The organism is Lacrimispora brassicae (assembly GCF_054772055.1).
The window spans coordinates 12,402-29,514 of sequence record NZ_BRYH01000020.1 but is presented as its reverse complement, the minus strand read 5'-3'; the positions used below and the strand labels follow the sequence as shown (position 1 = coordinate 29,514).

At 45.1% G+C, this 17,113-nt stretch carries 13 protein-coding genes and 2 pseudogenes; 10 read left to right on the top strand and 5 right to left on the bottom strand.

Annotated features, from left to right (window positions below; all coding sequences use genetic code 11):
- The first annotated feature begins 32 nt into the window (after positions 1-32).
- The 5 genes and pseudogenes from ACYVD3_RS09385 (at position 33) to ACYVD3_RS09365 (ending at position 2,655) form a co-directional block, all read left to right on the top strand.
- On the top strand, positions 33-1,163 hold the full coding sequence (locus ACYVD3_RS09385) for a DUF3810 domain-containing protein (RefSeq protein WP_460642247.1): 1,131 nt from the start codon (positions 33-35) through the stop codon (positions 1,161-1,163).
- Positions 1,164-1,234: 71 nt separating this feature from the next.
- On the top strand, positions 1,235-1,744 hold the full coding sequence (locus ACYVD3_RS09380; RefSeq protein ID WP_460642388.1) for a pullulanase X25 domain-containing protein: 510 nt from the start codon (positions 1,235-1,237) through the stop codon (positions 1,742-1,744).
- Positions 1,683-1,884 (top strand): annotated as a pseudogene (locus ACYVD3_RS09375) (group II intron maturase-specific domain-containing protein); the annotation flags it as partial. The gene ACYVD3_RS09380 and the pseudogene ACYVD3_RS09375, both read left to right, overlap by 62 nt.
- Before the next feature lie 201 nt (positions 1,885-2,085).
- The gene (locus ACYVD3_RS09370; protein ID WP_460642246.1) at positions 2,086-2,424 is read left to right on the top strand and encodes a hypothetical protein; all 339 of its coding nucleotides are present in this window, start codon (positions 2,086-2,088) and stop codon (positions 2,422-2,424) included.
- 39 nt (positions 2,425-2,463) lie between these two features.
- Complete coding sequence (locus ACYVD3_RS09365; protein ID WP_460642245.1) at positions 2,464-2,655, top strand: hypothetical protein; 192 nt, start codon at positions 2,464-2,466, stop codon at positions 2,653-2,655.
- A 14-nt stretch (positions 2,656-2,669) separates the two neighbouring features.
- Here the strand turns inward: ACYVD3_RS09365 and ACYVD3_RS09360 are convergent, their stop codons facing one another.
- The 5 genes from ACYVD3_RS09360 to ACYVD3_RS09340 all read right to left on the bottom strand — a co-directional run bounded on the left by ACYVD3_RS09360 (position 2,670) and on the right by ACYVD3_RS09340 (position 6,286).
- Positions 2,670-2,870, bottom strand: coding sequence for a type II toxin-antitoxin system antitoxin (locus ACYVD3_RS09360; protein ID WP_460642244.1), 201 nt, complete (start codon positions 2,868-2,870; stop codon positions 2,670-2,672).
- A 1-nt stretch (position 2,871) separates the two neighbouring features.
- Positions 2,872-3,879: an SPFH domain-containing protein gene (locus ACYVD3_RS09355; RefSeq protein WP_460642243.1), complete on the bottom strand. Its 1,008-nt coding sequence runs from the start codon at positions 3,877-3,879 to the stop codon at positions 2,872-2,874.
- 285 nt (positions 3,880-4,164) lie between these two features.
- Entirely contained in the window at positions 4,165-4,464 is a 300-nt protein-coding gene (locus tag ACYVD3_RS09350) for a sulfatase-like hydrolase/transferase (protein ID WP_460642387.1), read from the bottom strand.
- A complete protein-coding gene (locus ACYVD3_RS09345; RefSeq protein ID WP_460642242.1) occupies positions 4,430-5,071 on the bottom strand; it encodes a YesL family protein in 642 nt (213 codons plus the stop codon). The genes ACYVD3_RS09350 and ACYVD3_RS09345 overlap by 35 nt, the downstream gene beginning before the upstream one ends.
- 15 nt (positions 5,072-5,086) lie before the next feature.
- A complete protein-coding gene (locus tag ACYVD3_RS09340; RefSeq protein ID WP_460642241.1) occupies positions 5,087-6,286 on the bottom strand; it encodes a glycoside hydrolase family 88 protein in 1,200 nt (399 codons plus the stop codon).
- Between the two features lie 321 nt (positions 6,287-6,607).
- On the opposite strand from ACYVD3_RS09340, the gene ACYVD3_RS09335 reads away from it, so the two are divergent.
- The 5 genes and pseudogenes from ACYVD3_RS09335 to ACYVD3_RS09315 all read left to right on the top strand — a co-directional run bounded on the left by ACYVD3_RS09335 (position 6,608) and on the right by ACYVD3_RS09315 (position 17,034).
- Positions 6,608-8,626, top strand: a complete 2,019-nt coding sequence (locus tag ACYVD3_RS09335; RefSeq protein WP_460642240.1) for a heparinase II/III family protein — start codon at positions 6,608-6,610, stop codon at positions 8,624-8,626.
- 57 nt (positions 8,627-8,683) lie between these two features.
- A pseudogene (locus tag ACYVD3_RS09330) lies at positions 8,684-8,836 on the top strand (S-ribosylhomocysteine lyase); the annotation flags it as partial.
- Between the two features lie 223 nt (positions 8,837-9,059).
- A complete protein-coding gene (locus ACYVD3_RS09325) occupies positions 9,060-11,483 on the top strand; it encodes a heparinase II/III domain-containing protein (protein WP_460642239.1) in 2,424 nt (807 codons plus the stop codon).
- A 20-nt stretch (positions 11,484-11,503) separates the two neighbouring features.
- The gene (locus ACYVD3_RS09320; RefSeq protein WP_460642238.1) at positions 11,504-13,192 is read left to right on the top strand and encodes a cell wall-binding protein; all 1,689 of its coding nucleotides are present in this window, start codon (positions 11,504-11,506) and stop codon (positions 13,190-13,192) included.
- Between the two features lie 17 nt (positions 13,193-13,209).
- Positions 13,210-17,034 (top strand): autotransporter outer membrane beta-barrel domain-containing protein, encoded by a 3,825-nt coding sequence (locus ACYVD3_RS09315; protein WP_460642237.1) that lies wholly within the window; start codon positions 13,210-13,212, stop codon positions 17,032-17,034.
- Positions 17,035-17,113: the final 79 nt, after the last annotated feature.

Sequence of the window (17,113 nt, the reverse complement as noted above, 5' to 3'; positions counted from 1 at the left end):
ACAAAAATTTATCATACGGAGCGGAGCATGATATGAAAAAGTTCTTACTCAAGCGGTTGCTGTTTATCCTATCTGGAGTCACCGCATACATAGTGACAAAATATGCACAGTATAATCCTGACTGGACAGAACAGGTGTACAGCCGGTCAGTGTATCCGGTGCTGTCCGCTGCGGTAGGATTTTTGCCGTCGCTGGTGGATTTTTCGGTAACTGAATGGCTGGTGGTGCTGTTTTTGCTGTTCTGTCTGGGATATATCGTTTATTACGTCCGCAAGGTCATCAAAAGCAAGGATGGGCGTGGCATGACTGCATACCGTGGCATGGCAGGGGCAGCCGCGATATTCTGCATGGTGTATTTTGTTTTTACCGCCTTGTGTGGGTTGAACTATCATCGGTATACCTTTACATATTACACCGGATATGATGTGGAACAGTCCAGCGTGGAGGAACTGGAGCAACTTTGCACGTCCCTCGCCGACAACATGGGGCGGGTGAGAGAGCAACTGGGAGAAGATACTGACCTTTACGCTCCAGGGCCGGGGGACTTGGATTATTACGTGCAGCACTCAGTGTTGGCGATGCAAATGCTGGCGGAGCAGTATCCCGCGCTGGACAGGTCCCTATACTCCGCACCCAAACCAGTGGTGATGTCGGAGCTGATGTCTCATGCAGGTATAGGAGGGGTGTTTTTTCCCCTCACTTTGGAATCCAATATCAATGTCAACGTGCCCTTCTTCGCGCTTCCCTCGACCATGGCGCACGAACTGGCACATCAGTGCGGCTTTATGCGCGAGGATGAGGCGAATTTCATAGCTTATCTGGCATGCAAGCAGTCGGATGATCCAATGATGCTTTACAGCGGGCTTTTTTCAGCGTTTTATCATTCCATCGCCGCACTGGAGGAAGTCGAGCCGGAGTTGGCCTCAGAGATAATGTCCGGCCTGTCCCATGGGGTGCAGCGCGACATGGCGCAGCACGAGCAGTTCTGGACCGGGTATGACGGTATAATCTCAAATGTTTCCCGCTTTGTAAACGACATATATCTGAAGGCGAATAACCAGACGGACGGTGTGTCCAGCTACGGCAGAATGGTGGATTTGTTGCTGGCGGAGCAGAGAGCAGCCGCTGGCCAGCCTGCTGGTGCACAAGGGGGTGTTCGTTGAGCAGAAAAGCAATATGTAAAAATATCAAAAAGAATTTTTATCAGATAAACCGGAAGAGTTCCGATTGCCCCATGGGGTTCAGTCAGGAGGAGACAGCGAAGCGGTTATGGGACACTGGACATGAATTGAGAAAAAAAACGGCCAATCCTGAGATGCTCATCCGTTATGGAGCCGGAGAAGTATATGATGAAAAGACCGGAATGAAGCTGCCGGAGAAAATTGTAGTATATGGAAGTTTTCAGCCTCATGTGGGTGCAGTGAAGAATGATTCTAACAGCGAAGTGACCCGGATGTATTACATCGGTGGCAACACCTATACACTGTCTGTGGTGATACCGTTTGCAGGTACTTATGACTATTCGGTAGCGACTTACGGAACGTTGTCAGCTACCTATCAGGAAGACAGATATCCCAGAAGCGGCTCAGGCAATAAGGCACATTTTACCACGGAGAAAGATAATATGGCAGTGCGTTTTAAATATCGGTTTATTACAAATGAAGTTACAGTAGAGAAATATGAAGTCGCTGGAGAAGTTCAAGATGAAAATGAAAGTACTAACGAGCCAAAGTTGGGGAGTTAGTAACAAAATGAAAGTAGAAAAGCTGAACCAGTTGATTTAGAGATTGGATAAACTATTTTCGAATCGGCAGCATGAAGTGCTTATGCAGAGAGATAGATAAAGCAATACACTTCCGTCTACGCATGTGTATCTGGAAACAGTGAAAAACACCGAAAAATAAAATTCTCAGTGCGGGTGAAAGCCAGGGGATATTTTCTTCTGTACAGATTCCCTTTGCAAATGATAAGAAGACAACCATAAAGACCTGGATGATTCCTCTGCCAAGGGGACAGCATATCAGATTTCATAAAATCACACTTTCTCAGGAGTATTACATCGGAGAAGGCGGCTTTGCAGTTCCCATGTACAATGATTCAAAATCTGTAGAGACAAAGAAAAATAGTATCATAGTATCATCAGACCAGTTGTCATCTCAGATGAAAGTATACAGTGAACTGGATTTAAAACTTAGTTACCGCGAAATACAGCCGGGATATCATCTGTGTGCGCCCATAGCCGGATATCCCTATTATGAGACCGTGAAGCCCTGCCCACCGGGGGAGTATATTATGACAGCCTGGTTTTCGGTGGCGTCTGAAAAAGCAGAGATGCATGAGCCGGATGTGGCGGTTGAAATTGATGCAGACAGAATTGTGGTATCCATGGCTGATAGAAACTATGAAATCCGGAGGGGGAGTTGAGTTATATGGCAAATAAGAAAATAGAACGAATTCTGCTTCATGCTTTACAGAGAAACCCGGAAGCTGTCTGGTGCGGTGGCATATGGTCCCGGAATTCCCGGGCAGGCAAGGCCTGGGATTCCGGGATATGGGTATGGGCACCAGCCGGACTACTGTGTGAATGTTGATTGTCTGATAAGGGCTGTTGAGATCTATGTGGAAGCCATTCTAGCTTTGGATGCGAGCATATAACATGAATTTCATTCTCAGACATCCAATTCCGGAGGTTCATCCAGGTGCTCTGATACATACCTGCCATTCTTTTTCCGTTGGCGTACACATTCGGAAAGTAAATATTCAATCTGTCCGTTGATGGAGCGGAAATCATCCTCTGCCCATCCGGTAATTGCATCATATAATTTTGCAGAAATCCTCAGGGGAACCTGCTTTTTTGACTGCTCTCCCATATCAGTAAAGGCTGCCAGAATTAATAACAGGCTGAGCATCATGGTTGCCGCAGAGGACTACTAGCAAGTTCGAGACCATAGAGGCCTTGCGTTCTTCATCCAGCTCCACCACATTGTTTTCGTTCAGGCGTTCAAGAGCCATCTCCACCATGCCTACAGCTCCGTCTACAATCATCTTTCGCGCATCAATGATGGCGGAGGCTTGCTGACGCTGGAGCATGACAGCAGCAATCTCGGGAGCGTATGCAAGATAGGTAATACGTGCCTCAAGTACTTCTAAGCCTGCTTCGGAAACCTTTTGCTGAATCTCATTTTTAATTCTGGATGCAACTACCTCGCTGGAGCCGCGCAGACTTCCCTCATCAGCCATACCATCCCCAGTAGTATCCACGTTAGGTGCAACATCATAGGGGTAGATACGCACGATGTTGCGCAGAGCACTGTCACACTGTAAGGAGAGATATTCCTTAAAGTTATCAACGGTAAAGACAGCCTTCGCCGTGTCTGTTACCTGCCACATAACTGCAATACCTATTTCTACTGGATTTCCTAAACAGTCGTTGACTTTTTGACGGCTGTTATTCAGCGTCATAATTTTCAGAGAGATTTTTTTATTCACTATGTCCAGTTCACCGGAGGAACGCATGGTGGAACCTGTCAGCATCTTTCCCAGACTTGCGTCTACATCACCGCTTTGACTTAGCTTTGTTTTGGCAGCAGGGTTTATAGCAACGCAGAATGGATTGACATAATAAAAGCCGTCATGCTTCAGAGTACCCACATATTTGCCGAACAGCGTCAGCACCAATGCCTCCTGAGGCTTTAAAACCTTTAAGCCTAAAAAAGGAATCCAGCCAATACAGGTCCAGATAATACCCGAAACCACCAGTACCGCATTGCTCCGGAACCCGCCAAATATGATACCAGCGATTCCCAGCAGGTAGAGAAAAGACCATAGAAACAACATAAGCATACCATTTTTTTTATTAAGTAAAATTTTTTCTTCCATTTAAGTTTCCTCCGCTTTTTATCAAGATACTATTATGATATCACAATGATATCATAAGTCAATGGAAATATATAGAAAAGGACCATTCGCAGCAGCATATGGTCCTTTTCTATATGTGATTTATATTATATCATCAAGGTTTCTTGTTCTTCTGCAAAAATTCCCGGTAAGTTTCCTCAGTAGTGAGCCATGTTGTCTTTGTCGCCTTCCTGTGTTCCAATTTCTCGCCGGAAGTAAATAGGTGCTGCTTTCCGCTATGAATACATTCATAGCCGTTTCGTTCCATCATTCATAAAGATTATCCAGATCTGCCCTGACGCAGCCGGCGTGTTCGTCCTCTTTTTCCCAGGGATTAATCAGGCTTCCTGTGGAGTTTGGGCACAGACCTGTAAAGAGAGACCCTCTGGCCGGAACACATAGAGGGCTGGTACAGTAAGCATCGGAAAAGCAGGTGCTTTCTTTCGCCAGCGCATTAAGATTGGGCGTATATCCTTTCCCAGCACGTCGTACCGCAGCTAGTCTGCGGCTGCCATAATCACATGTGTTTTCTTCATAGTGCTGCCTCCCCGCAGGCAGCGCTGGCATGGGCAACATAAGGGTCAAATATCTTTGTTAAAAAGCGGGAATTTATATAGGCAGTCAGAGCCGGTGCCACAAAAAGAAGAGGTGGGAACAGCAAAGCACCCACAACCAGTATAATCAGGGAAAGGGACAGCATTAAAATCCCTGAAGGCAGATGGGTTAAGGCCATAATCACCGCATTTATCAAGGTTCTTTTTGTGGTATTGTCAAAAACCGCCAGCAGCGGGTAAACAAATAGGTTCGTCAACAGATAAGATACAAACAGGCTGAAAAATGCAGTGGTTACTATCACAAAAAAGGTCCCGGAAACTTCCAGGCGGAAGTAGTAAAGAAGCCCCACCCCCAGAAACATTCCCAGACAAAGAGATCTAGCCCAAATGATAGTTGCCTGTTTAAGATTTTGCTTAAATGAACGGAAAAATGAGGGGGTTAAATAGCTTTCCTGATTTTTAACGCATTTTAAGGTGACAGCATATAAAGCGGTAGTGGATGCGCCTATTGTGAATATGGGGAGACAGCAAGCTCCCCACAGAATACTAAGCCATAAGAACTGCACAGCCCGATTCATACCTCTCCACAGCGGACTGTCATATGCAAATAAATTTCCCATAAGTATTTCCTCCTCTTACCAGTAAGAGTTCCATTTCTTGGACAATCTGGTCAGTGCTTCTACATAATAGTAATCTCCCCAAAGATTACATTCATCAATTCCATGGTCAATACAGTCATTGTAAGGTGTTTTTCTTCCATATACCCCGTGAAGCAACTGTCCGTTGGACTGGTCGGGAGATTTTGCTCCGCAGAGCTCAATCAGTGGTTTCACCAGCTGTTTGGCCAGATGGATATAGTATTCTGCTTTTTCCTGTGTCTGGCTGTCTGGTGTGCCATCCAGCAGGCAGTCTGCCATCTCTAAAAGACCACATACGGTAACTGCCAGTGCAGAGGAATCTCTCGGCTCATTGCTTCCGTCTGAGAATATAAAATCCCAGTAGGGAATCAGATTTTCAGGAAGATGGTCGATGAAGTATTCGGTTACATGTTCAAACAAATCCAGGTATTCAGGATTTTTCGTATACCGGTAGCTGAGAGCAATTCCGTATACGCCCCAGGATTGTCCTCTGGACCAGGCTGAATCTGCGGAATAGCCCTGATGTGTCACTCCGCGAAGTGGTGCGCCGGTCTCTCTGTCAAAATAATAGGTATGATAGGTAGAGTAGTCCGGACGGATGACAACACTTAAAGCAGTTTTAAAGTGAATGTCTGCGATTTGGGCATAATGAGGATTTTTTGTTTCCTCGCTGGCCCAGTAAAGCAGCGGAAGATTCAGCAGACAATCAATAATCAAGCGGTAGTTATTCGGGTCATCCATAGAACCCCAAGCCTGAAGAAACTGTCCTTTTTCGTGAAAACGTGAAACCAGCTTATCTGCAGCCATCAATGCAGCTGTTTTTCCTGCTTCACTTTCCGTAAGCTTATAGGCGGCAACGCAGGAAGGGGAATACAAGAATCCCAGGTCATGAGTATCTGTTTCGATGCCCTTCTCAATTCTGTTTAAAAAACTGTCCACCTGTGTTAATGCTGCCTGGCGAAAGCTGTCCTCTCCAGTATTTTCGTAGGCAAGCCAAAGCTCACCGGTCCAAAAGCCGTTGGTCCATTGATCATTTGGAGCGGGGGAGTAGAAATTCTGGTTGGAAAAGATATGCTTAAACTGGCCGGAAAATTCAGGAAGGCAGCTTTTTGTCTGTGCCGCTGCGGTGGCTAGTGCTGCTGCGATTTCCTGGGGACTGGCCTCTGGCAGGCTGTTAAAGATTTCTGGTAGCTTCATAAAGATCTCCTTTGACGTTTATGTTATATGGATTATAAATCCTTGTGAAGCAAGCTTCAATGATGGTTTTTAGAAAAGTAACATTTTTTTGTAAAAGCCGCTCCTATGCTGAAAAGCAGGGAGAGAGCATCAAACAGAATCCCCATAAAGTTCAAGGAAATGAAGGGAAAATCTCGGCTGCAAAAAATTGTTATTTTGCAATTATTTGATGATTGTACTTTACTGAGAGGCATGATATGTTTTTTGCAGAACAAAGCAGGCTGGAGGCTCAACATCCGGTAGAAAGGAGACGGTCTTAAATCGAAAGACCGAAAAACATTTATGAATATTACAGAAATATTAAAAGACGGGATAACCGTAAGTGATGTTTTGAGAAATCTGAAACAGCGGGAAAAGAAATTTTTAAATGGAATGACATTTGCAGAAAGAGGAACCATCATCCGAGGTCTCTTCCCACAGCTGGTGGAGAAAAAAATCAGTCAGGCCGATAATAGCCTTCAGGGCCGGATGATTCTCCCCGGATGTTCTTCTCTTCATTTCATCGGAGAACCGGTAAAATGGCATGAAAACATCTTCGATTATGATGAATATACATATCAGCTGAACCGTATGGATCAATGGCGTTTCCTGGCAGAGGCATATTCTTATACAGGTGACAGGCGTTATGCTGAAAAAATCATTGCTGAATTCTATCACTGGATTGACGACTGCCCAGTGCAGCCTCTATACAGGGAAAACGGAGAGCTGGCAGTAGAAGATTTTGACGGCTGTGCATGTAACCAAGGCATCTGGCGTTCTCTGGAAGCGGGAATCCGTATGTACCGCACCTGGCCATTGGTGATACATCATCTGATAAGCGGCGGCTTTATCACAGAACAATTTTTGGAAACCTATTTGCTCAGTGCTTATGAGCATGCCCAGATTCTCTATCTGGTGGCGCCAAAGCTTTGGCCGGATGCGGACCATAACCACTATCTGATGGAGAATAACGGACTCTTATACCTGGCATCTATGTTTCCCGAGTTTAAGGATGCAGAGCTGTGGCAGAAACATGCACTTCACGAGATGGACCGCTGTATGATGGCACAGGTTACAGAAGAAGGGGGACAGATTGAGGGCTGTGCTTCTTACCATAACGGCTCTGCTTACTGGCTGTGTCTTCCTCTGCTCCTTTCGGAGAAATATGGCTTTGCCGTCTCTGAGGCATATAAGGAAAGACTTGGCAGGATGGTAGAGTATGCGGCACATGCCACACGGCCATGCGGCGGTAATTCCTCCTGGGGAGACAGCCACACCTACAGCAGCACGCTGGCAGCCGGCGCTTTCTGTCACTATATGGTCTTTAAAGATCCTTCCTATCTGGAGAATGCCCATTATTACTACAGTATGGAAAAGCTGATGGCTGATATGGGAGTTCATATCTGGGAGGTTCCAGATCTCTACGACCTGCATCACCAGATTGAGCGCATCACCAATATCAAAAAGATGCCCCAGCTGCCGGTGACTTCCTGGCAGAAACAGCTAAAGCAGGTATTTTTAAGAACCGACTGGTCAAATGACGCTCTGTACGTCATGTTCGCCTGCCGTACCCCAATTCAAAACAACCACGCTCACATCGACCCGGCAGGCTTTGAATTCACTGCTTACGGCCGCTGCCTGTTAGGTGACCCATCCATCTATTATTATAAGGATGACGAAAATAGAAAGAATTTAAAATCAGCCCATTGGCATAACTGTCTTACCCTGAATCATGAAAATCCTTGGGAGTATATCTCTTCATGGCAGTATGGTCCACAGCAGCACGGAGATATTCTGGCAGTGGAAAACACAGACCGCCTGATTTACTCCATTGCCCAACATGCCAATTACATGCCCACAATGCATAAACGTGCAGTTGCCATTGTGGATCAGCAATTCCTTCTGGTGCTGGATATCCTGGATCAGGTTGCTTTGGACACCAGTGTACAGATAAACTTCCATATGGATGCGCCGCAGGCTTTGGTTAACACAGAGAACTGCTTTGCCAGATCCCTGTCCAAGGAGGCAAACGTTAGTGTTTATTCAGATGAGAATTTAAAGCCATCTTTAGTTCCGGCAAAAATCTCTACGAAAAACGATGTCTGGCATGATACCGTGATTGCCCGTTTTGAGGCAGAGCATGTATCGGAGGGACAACAGGCCTTTGTATGCATTGCCATGCCATCAAGAGCAGGAGAGGAACCGCAGCAGGTCACAGAGATTACAAAAGCATTATCTGCGGACGGTACGGTACGGATAAGCTTCTGTGTTTCAGGAAAAAAATATGAGATTACCCTTTCGGACAACCGTTTATATGTATAAAATGGGTTTTCTCTATTAAACTCACTCTATTCTGCCGCCCAGCTCAGTGCACACCGCACCACCTTCGACATTCGTATGACCCGACCTAATTTTGAACCTGTGATGAATACCGCTTAGATGCATACCATAGAGCATCTGGCTGCTACCTTTCTTCGCAATCACTCAGAATTTGGCTCTAAGATTCTGTATTTCACAGGCTTTTTCATGATTAATCCACTCTGCCCATGTCATCAAAATACACGGTAAAAATAAAAAAATGTTAGAAAAAACGAAAAAATAACGAAAACAAAAAGTTATTATTTTACAATTTTATGGTAATTGCCATCAGAAATGTTCTATGTTAAGTTAGACGTACTAAGCTAAGCGTTGAACCAGCATCATAAAGGGTTGCTGCGCTGATAAAATAAATTGCATATATGAAAGGGGATCGCAGATGAAAAAACAATGGGGAAGAGCTGTGGGCACGCTGTTATTAATTGCCGTTGTCACAATTTCTTCTACGAACACGAGCTTTGCGACAAATGTAACAAACCAAAGAGAGGCAGGAACAGAGGCAGAGGAATCTACAGAACGGAAGATACTTCCTGCAAGCTTTGGTATGCCGTCAACATTCCCGGTAAAGGGAGCACATCCCCGGGTCATGTTTACCAAAAAGGACATTCCTGCAATCCGGGCCAATATGCTCACCTCCGAAGGAGCCTATGCCATGACAGAGCTAAAAAGGCTGCTGGAAATGGATGTGGATGGTATCTTAGGAGATACACTGCTGGGAACAGGCTCCAACCTGGACTATACTACGTTTTCAGTAATCGAAGCCTATGCCTTTGATTATGCGGTGAATGGCAATGTTGAAAATGGAAGAAAAGCAGTTGAAGCTGCGAGAAATGTAGTAAAGACATTCCAATATAATCCAAAGAAATCAGATATTGTACGAGAAAAGGGTGTGGTAATCTACCTGTCTGCCTTGGTCTATGACTGGTGCTATCCGTTAGTTTCACAGGAAGACAAGAAGCTGTTTGTGGACAATGCCGAAACCCTGGCAGCTACCATCACCGGCATGGGGGGCTGGCCTATGACCCAGGTTTATGCCGTTCATGGACACAATTCCGAGACTCATATCCAAAGAGATCTTCTGGCATTTTCCATTGCCAGCTACGATGAGTACCCTGATATCTACAACCTGGTAGCCGGATATATTATGAACGGCCTGGTGGAAACGAAAAACTGGTGGTACCGTTCAGGAACCTATCATCAGGGATTGGGATACAATGCTTTGAGGTTTGGTATAGAGCTGCAGTCCCAGTTCATGTTCTACCGGATGAATGGCACTAAGGTTTACAGTGATGATATGGGAAAAGTACCGTATATGCTGTTATATAACAACCGTCCGGATGGCCGTTCCTTCCCGGAAGGAGATACCAACGGCGATTCTCTTGGAACAAGGATTCCTACCTGGGTAAGAGAGGATATGCCCCACCTGTTATATGCCTCTTCTCTGTGGGATGATGGGTACTTAAAGGGTGAATTTAAGACTTACAGTAAGGACTTTAACTTTTTATCTTATATAAGCTTTCATCCATTGCTGACACCTGTTAACTTTCTGATTGTAAACGATCCTAATGTGGTTCCGAAATCTAAAACAGAGCTGCCTCATACCAGGCTTTTTGATTCTCCGAATGGCCTTATGGTAGCCAGAACTGGTTTAAATGAAGGAGTAAAATCTTCCGATGCCATTGCATGGGCTAAAATCGGAGAAACCTATGTGGGAAATCATGCCCATTTGGATTCAGGAAGCTTTCAGATTTACTATAAAGGTCCTCTGGCCTGGGATATCGGACGTTATGACAGCTTTGGAAGTCTTCACGATTCCAATTTCGCAAAGGAAACCATAGGTCATAACTCCCTCCTGATTTATGACCCTGACGAAAAGATGACAACAGCCACCTCCATACCGGCTCCCAGAAACTCTGGAGGTCAGCGAAGAGAAGCAGCAGAACAGAAGGTTTTGGCAGACCTTACAGATAAGAAATCTCAAAAGGCTGAACTCCTTTCAATGGAATACGGCGAAGATCCTAAGGAACCGGAATATTCCTATATAAGCGGAGATTTAGCAAAGGGCTATTCAGACAAAGTATCAGAGGTAAGGCGTTCTATGCTCTTTATGCCCACAGGTATAGAAGAGAAACCGGCAATTTTCGTAGTTATGGATAAAATCACTGCCAGGAAACCAACCTTTAAGAAAACCTTCCTGATGTATTCCCTTCAGGAACCAAAGGTTGACGGCAATGTGACAGAAATAAAAAGAGACACCATTGGTTATAACGGAAAACTCACCATGCAGACTTTGTATCCCAGAAATGCTCAGATTACAAAGATGGGTGGTCCCGGACGGCAAAATTGGGTAGTGGACAGGAATTACCCACCAATAGGCGGAAAATACTATACCAACTTTGACAGCTATTCAAGCACAGAATTCGGGTGGGGACGTATCGAAGTCAGCCCTTCTCTGCCATCAGAGACGGATTACTTCTTAAATGTAATGTATGTATCTGATGCAGATAATTTAAGTCCGGTAGACAAGGCAGATCTCATTGAAACAGAAGATATTCTTGGAGCAAGAATTTTCGACAAGGTTTCCCTGTTTGCTAAGAATAAAGAACGGCTGACCAAGGATATCTCCGTGACAATTCCGGGTGAGGGCCAGGTTGCAGTGACCGTTGCAGGAATTTCTGAGGGAGAATGGACGATAACAGATGCTCAGGGTGTTTCTCAGAAAAAGACGGCAAAAAAAGAAGGCGGTATCATATACTTTACAGGCTCAGCCGGCACCTATCATTTGCAGCTAAACAAATATTAATATAAGAATGGAGATTGTGTATGAAAAAGCAGGCAAATTTAATGGTAGGCCTTTCCGCTGCAGCTGTACTGTCAGCAGGCATAACCATGACTGCCTTTGGAAGTACCGGCTGGATGCAGGAGCAGGATGGCTGGGTATATTATGAAGAAGATGGGGAAAAGGCAGCCGGAGAGCTGTTAGAAATCCAGGGACAGTATTATTATTTTCATCCGGACGGTCTTATGACCCGCAACCAATGGGTTTCAGTTGACAATGAAAATGCAGGGCAGGAGGATGAACCAGAGCAGCATTTTTACTACTTTCAGGATAACGGCAAGGCATACAAAAGACCTGACGATGCATCCTCCGGGTCAGTCTTTGTCAAAGAAATCGGCGAAAAAAAATATTCCTTTGACAGCGAAGGCAGGATGCTCTACGGCTGGGTCGCTGAGGGAGAACGCCAGACGGGTGCGGATGCCTGGAAGGACTGCGAATACTATTTCGGACCAGAAGGTGATGGAGCAATGCGCCGCGGCTGGGATCGAATCCGTATTGAGTCAAATCCTGAAGACGAAATGATGCCAAGTGACGGTATCTGGGAAGATGAGGATCAGGAGCGATGGTTTTATTTTTCTTCTGCCGGTAAAAAAACAAGAGGTAAACCGGATGGGCTGGTTCAAAAGACCATTAACGGACAGAAATACGGCTTTGATCAATATGGCCGGATGCTATCCTCCTGGTATGCCAGTCCAGATTTGATTACCATCAATGCCTATGATAAAACGGTAAGTGCTGAGGAAAATTTAACCCAGCGACAGGGAGGACGCCTATATACAAAGGAATTTATGTATTTTGGCAGCCCTGAATCAGGGATGCGCTACACCAATGGCTGGTTCAGAGCCAGACCCAGCCGTTACCTGATGGAATCAAAGCATTTAGACAATGAATCCTATATGTACTATGCCGACCAAAGCGGAAACATATATGCCAATGAAATCCGTGTCATTGACGGTGAAAAGTACGCTTTTGACAACTATGGACGGTTGATTAACGGTTTTGTATGCCTTACCATGGAGAATGAAAAAACCTCCAGCATGATTGAGGCCACCTGGTATCAGGACAAAACCGACCGTGAGTTTTCAGATGAAAATAAATTCACCGACTTAATTGATTTTGAGAGATACAACAGCAAGGGTTTCCTGGTGGAAAGCTACCGGTATTTATTCGACAGTCATAAAATGCGTTTCTATTATTTTGGTGGGAAAAACGGCACGATGCTGACTGGTAAACAGACGGTAAAGCTGGGGGATGAAACGTTTGAGTTTATATTTGAAGACAGTGGTTATTTAAAAGGCAGCGGCGTCTATGGTGAAAAGGATGGCAGGCTATATCAGGCAGGTATGCTGCTGAAGCCGGAAGAGGGGCACCGGTATGCGGTTGTCAAGGTGGAATCCAAAGAGGAGACTGTAGGAATGTCCCTTGTAAAATATAAGGAGCTTCACAAGATTGATGTAGAAGAGTTTATGGACGAGGTATGCAATTCCGGTATTTACGATAAAAAAAAGGATGAGACGGTATGGACCGTAAGATATGAGCCGCCTAAGGTGAAATATTATCTGATTGATCAGAACGGAAATATTGTTAAGAACAAGAAAAATGCAACCGACGAAGATGGATTCCGTTTCTATGTAGATAACAGCAAAATCCAGAAGATTACAGTAAAAGATTAATTGAGGGGAGAATATGGATGAATCACAATAACAAAACATGGTGGAAACAAAAAATATCGGTATGCTTGTCGGCTGTTCTGATGTTGTCCGTCATAAACACCGGGCCGCTCTACGGAGCTGTGGATAGTTATTCGGAAAAAACCATGGCTGGTTTCGAAGAAGCAAAGGACAGAGCGAATCAGCAGGAGGTATCACTGGATGCTGATTATGAGGATATGGAATTAAGGGAGAGTACACCGTCAGATGCCGAAAAACCAGACCGCCTCCCCGAGCCGGCAACACCGTCTCAGGCAAAACCTTTCTTAAAAGCTGATAAGAAGAGCGAGGAGAAGCCAGAGGGTATTTCCCTTACAGCAGAAGCCGGAGACTATCTGATCACGGTTTCTGCCGATGCAGAGGTCTTCCCTGAGGATGTAAGCTTAGCTGTGGAACTGATGGGACATGAGGACACAGCGGCTCTTAAGCAGGCGATAGAAGCACTGGAAGGAGCTGAGGAAATTCCAGAGAAGGAGCTGGCATACTTTGATGTCACCATCCTTTGCGAAGACGGACAGGAAGTACAGCCCGACAATAAAAAAGGAAATGTGACCATATCCTTTGAAAATATGTATGAGCTGCTTGATGATACGAATCTGATGGATACACCTGGTTACCAGATCTATCATATGGACGAAGAAGACCAGACCGTGGAAAAGAAAAAAACCACAGGAAACGGACACCTGGCAATGGCTGAAATGGACCATATTTCTCTGGTGGTTATCAGAAGGGCAGGAAGTGATGGTGGAAGTGGGACTACTTCTGTCAATACTGCTGAGAAACTAAAGAATGCACTGGCAGATAGCACTCCATCCACTATTTTGTTAGAGTCTGATATTACAATTAAGGATACTGCAGTTGTGCTGGGAGCCAATCACACCCTGAGTATTCCAACAGAGAAAATCCTGACCGTTACCGGGAACATTAATTCTTATGATAAAACTACTAATAAAATGTACATTTTGACCATTCAAGGAGGTGGAACCGTCACAATTCCTGGTGCGGCTACCGATGCCCTGAGAGGGAAGATAGATTTGGGCGGCAATCAAAACGATGAAATTACAGTCAATCTGACATCACATAGTGCATGCGTACGGGCGGATATGTTGAATGTAAATAAGGGCGCTAAAATTGTAATTGATTCCCCTGAAGGCAACGGAATGATTACTGTAGGTAAAAACTCAAAATTAAATGTGAATGACGGAGGGAGCATTGAAATCAAAAATTTCAAAGATACCGCAATCATTTACAATGCACCTAATAGTGTGGGAACAATTAATTCCGGCGGTATAATTGCCATTAACTCTTCTGGAACCGGGAGTGATAATCCCGCTGGTATTAAACTTTCATCAAGTGAAAGCCAGCTTATCATCAATGGTGGTGCACTCACCAGTGAAGATGGAGGCAGCATATATTTAGGCAATGGCTCTATCGTTAAGGGCATGGCTAATAAGCTCAGCGACCAGGGAAACCTTCTCGCTTCAAACGACCAGGTGACTGTAGGCGCCGCAGACTCTCCTGCTGCAGCAGACAAGCTCACAGAGGGTCTTTATGTGGGAGCTGGAGATGTTTTTTCAAAAAAAGGAAGTATTTCAGGCAGTATCTCAACCGGCTTATCCGAAGGAATTCTGACAATTTCAACGGAAATAAGGAGTGTAGATGGAGAGGGCTGGGGCTGGAACGGAGCAATCCTAAACATAAATGGTAAGTTCAGCGGAAATAAACAAATCGTATTTGCTCCCGGAATAGAAAAAGCTACCATCAAAGTTAACAGTGGTCTCACCATCGATCCCAATGCTGGAGACATAGGGATTTCCATGGATGGTGACCTTACGATTACCTCCACAGCCGAAAAGATCCCAAAGCTGATTATAAATGGACCAATTTCAGCAAAAAACATTACAATTACTGGAAATCTCCAGATAGCAGTAGCCGCCGATGTTTCAGACGCAGCACTACATGCGAAAAGCGGCTCCATTGTACTAAAAGATACAGCAGAAGTGACAGTAAGAAACGAAAGTGGAGCAGCCATGAGTTCTGCGCCCATAACAGAAACTTATGAAAACCTTGCAGTCACCGCGAGTGAATACGCAAGCGGTTCTCCTGCAATAAAGTATCAGGCAGATAACATCAGCAGCTATAAATACTTAAAATTTACCAAAGGAAGCAGCAGTGGACTCTCAACTGGCTTATCCGATGGAATCCTGACAATCTCAACGGAAAATGGGGGTATAAAGGAGCAGGGGTGGAACTGGAACGGAGCATACCTGGATTTGAATGATAAGTTCCGCGGCAACAAACAAATCGTATTTGCTCCTGGAGTAAAAACAGCTGCAATCAGAGTCAACAGAAGCCTTGCCATCACCCCGGATGCCGGAGACATAGGGATTGCTATGGATGGTAACCTTATGATTACATCCACAGAAAATGCTAAACTGACAGCAAATGGACCAATTACAGCAAAAAGCATCATCATCAATGGAACTTCCAAAGTAGAAGCTTCCGCCAATGCTTCAGCTCCAGCTCTGCAAGGGAAAAACGGTTCCATTACAATCGGAGACACGGCAGCAGTAACTACCAATGGCTCCATTGCTGCAGAGGACAGTATCACAATCAGTGGAAAAACAAGTGTGGTAGCCAATGCAGACAGTCCAGAAGCCGCTCTGTATGCCCAAAACGGTACCATTGAAATCCAGGATACAGCTACAGTGATATCCATCAACAAATATGGATCAGCCATGAATAAAGCTCCAAACACGGAAAGCTATTCCGACCTTATAGTCACTGCCAGCCAACAGGCCAGCGGCTCTCCCACAACAGACTATCAGGCAAAGAACATTAGCAGCTATAAATACTTGAAATTCGAGAAAAGCCTTACGGTCAACGAGATAGAAAGCACTCTGGAAAAACTTGATTCCACTTCATCTCCGGAGCTGATTGACACAGTAGCCAATCAAATCAGAGGCTTGGATTCTGCGGACCGGAAGAACCTGAAGACCGAAACCATAAAAAAGGTGGATGACCTATTGCAGGCGGTAACCGGAATTGTTCCTGTTCCGAATATCAGTGCTCCATCAGGAATGACCAGAAACAAGCAGATACAGAGGGCTGAAATCAGCGGAGCCTTGCTTGCTGCAGGCATTACCACAAAATCAGAACATGAGACCAACCTGGAATTTCGGGTAGTCCAGAAACAGCCTCAGGACGGAGCAGCCGTAACCTTTGAATGTGACCTTGCTGTGAACAACATCACCGTAGCTTTGAAGGTTCCGGTAAAAGTTACAATCGAACTGCCCCCAGAATTTTTCCCAATCCCCGGCTATATGATTCATCATGTGGGTGACGGAATTGATGAATGGCTGGATTTCGTTTATGACGGCTCCGACAATTCAACACAGTTTGAAACCAGCAGCTTTTCTACGTTCAGCATTGCCAAGCACGGTTCATCACCTAAGCCAGGCAGCGGTGGCGGAAGCAGCAGCGGTGGCGGCGGAAGCCGGCCAGGCACCGCCCCGGCAGGAAGCGGAGCATGGATTCAGGATGCCACAGGCTGGTGGTATCAGTATACCAACAAATCCTATCCCAAAGACGGCTGGTTCCAATTAAGCTATTTGGGAACAAATCAATGGTATTATTTTGATAAGAACGGTTATATGTCCACAGGCTGGATTAAGTGGAACGGAGTTTGGTATTATTTAAACGAAACGTCTAACGGAAGTAAAGGCACAATGCTTACAGATACCTGGGTTCGAGAATATTATTTAAATAAGGAAGGTATCTGGGAAGAAGGAAAGAAAAAGCAGTAGCAGCAAAGTTATCCAAAGCCTAAAAAGAGCATTCTCACAAAGTACTCAGTGAGAATGCTCTTTTTTTATGCTTCCAATG

Coding starts and splice junctions, on each gene's coding strand:
- ACYVD3_RS09315 (WP_460642237.1), top strand. CDS start 13,210: ATGAATCACAATAACAAAACATGGTGGAAACAAAAAATATCGGTATGC.
- ACYVD3_RS09385 (WP_460642247.1), top strand. CDS start 33: ATGAAAAAGTTCTTACTCAAGCGGTTGCTGTTTATCCTATCTGGAGTC.
- ACYVD3_RS09365 (WP_460642245.1), top strand. CDS start 2,464: ATGCTTTACAGAGAAACCCGGAAGCTGTCTGGTGCGGTGGCATATGGT.
- ACYVD3_RS09325 (WP_460642239.1), top strand. CDS start 9,060: ATGAAAAAACAATGGGGAAGAGCTGTGGGCACGCTGTTATTAATTGCC.
- ACYVD3_RS09335 (WP_460642240.1), top strand. CDS start 6,608: ATGAATATTACAGAAATATTAAAAGACGGGATAACCGTAAGTGATGTT.
- ACYVD3_RS09360 (WP_460642244.1), bottom strand. CDS start 2,870: ATGGGAGAGCAGTCAAAAAAGCAGGTTCCCCTGAGGATTTCTGCAAAA.
- ACYVD3_RS09320 (WP_460642238.1), top strand. CDS start 11,504: ATGAAAAAGCAGGCAAATTTAATGGTAGGCCTTTCCGCTGCAGCTGTA.
- ACYVD3_RS09355 (WP_460642243.1), bottom strand. CDS start 3,879: ATGGAAGAAAAAATTTTACTTAATAAAAAAAATGGTATGCTTATGTTG.
- ACYVD3_RS09340 (WP_460642241.1), bottom strand. CDS start 6,286: ATGAAGCTACCAGAAATCTTTAACAGCCTGCCAGAGGCCAGTCCCCAG.
- ACYVD3_RS09370 (WP_460642246.1), top strand. CDS start 2,086: ATGTACAATGATTCAAAATCTGTAGAGACAAAGAAAAATAGTATCATA.
- ACYVD3_RS09380 (WP_460642388.1), top strand. CDS start 1,235: ATGGGGTTCAGTCAGGAGGAGACAGCGAAGCGGTTATGGGACACTGGA.
- ACYVD3_RS09350 (WP_460642387.1), bottom strand. CDS start 4,464: ATGCCAGCGCTGCCTGCGGGGAGGCAGCACTATGAAGAAAACACATGT.
- ACYVD3_RS09345 (WP_460642242.1), bottom strand. CDS start 5,071: ATGGGAAATTTATTTGCATATGACAGTCCGCTGTGGAGAGGTATGAAT.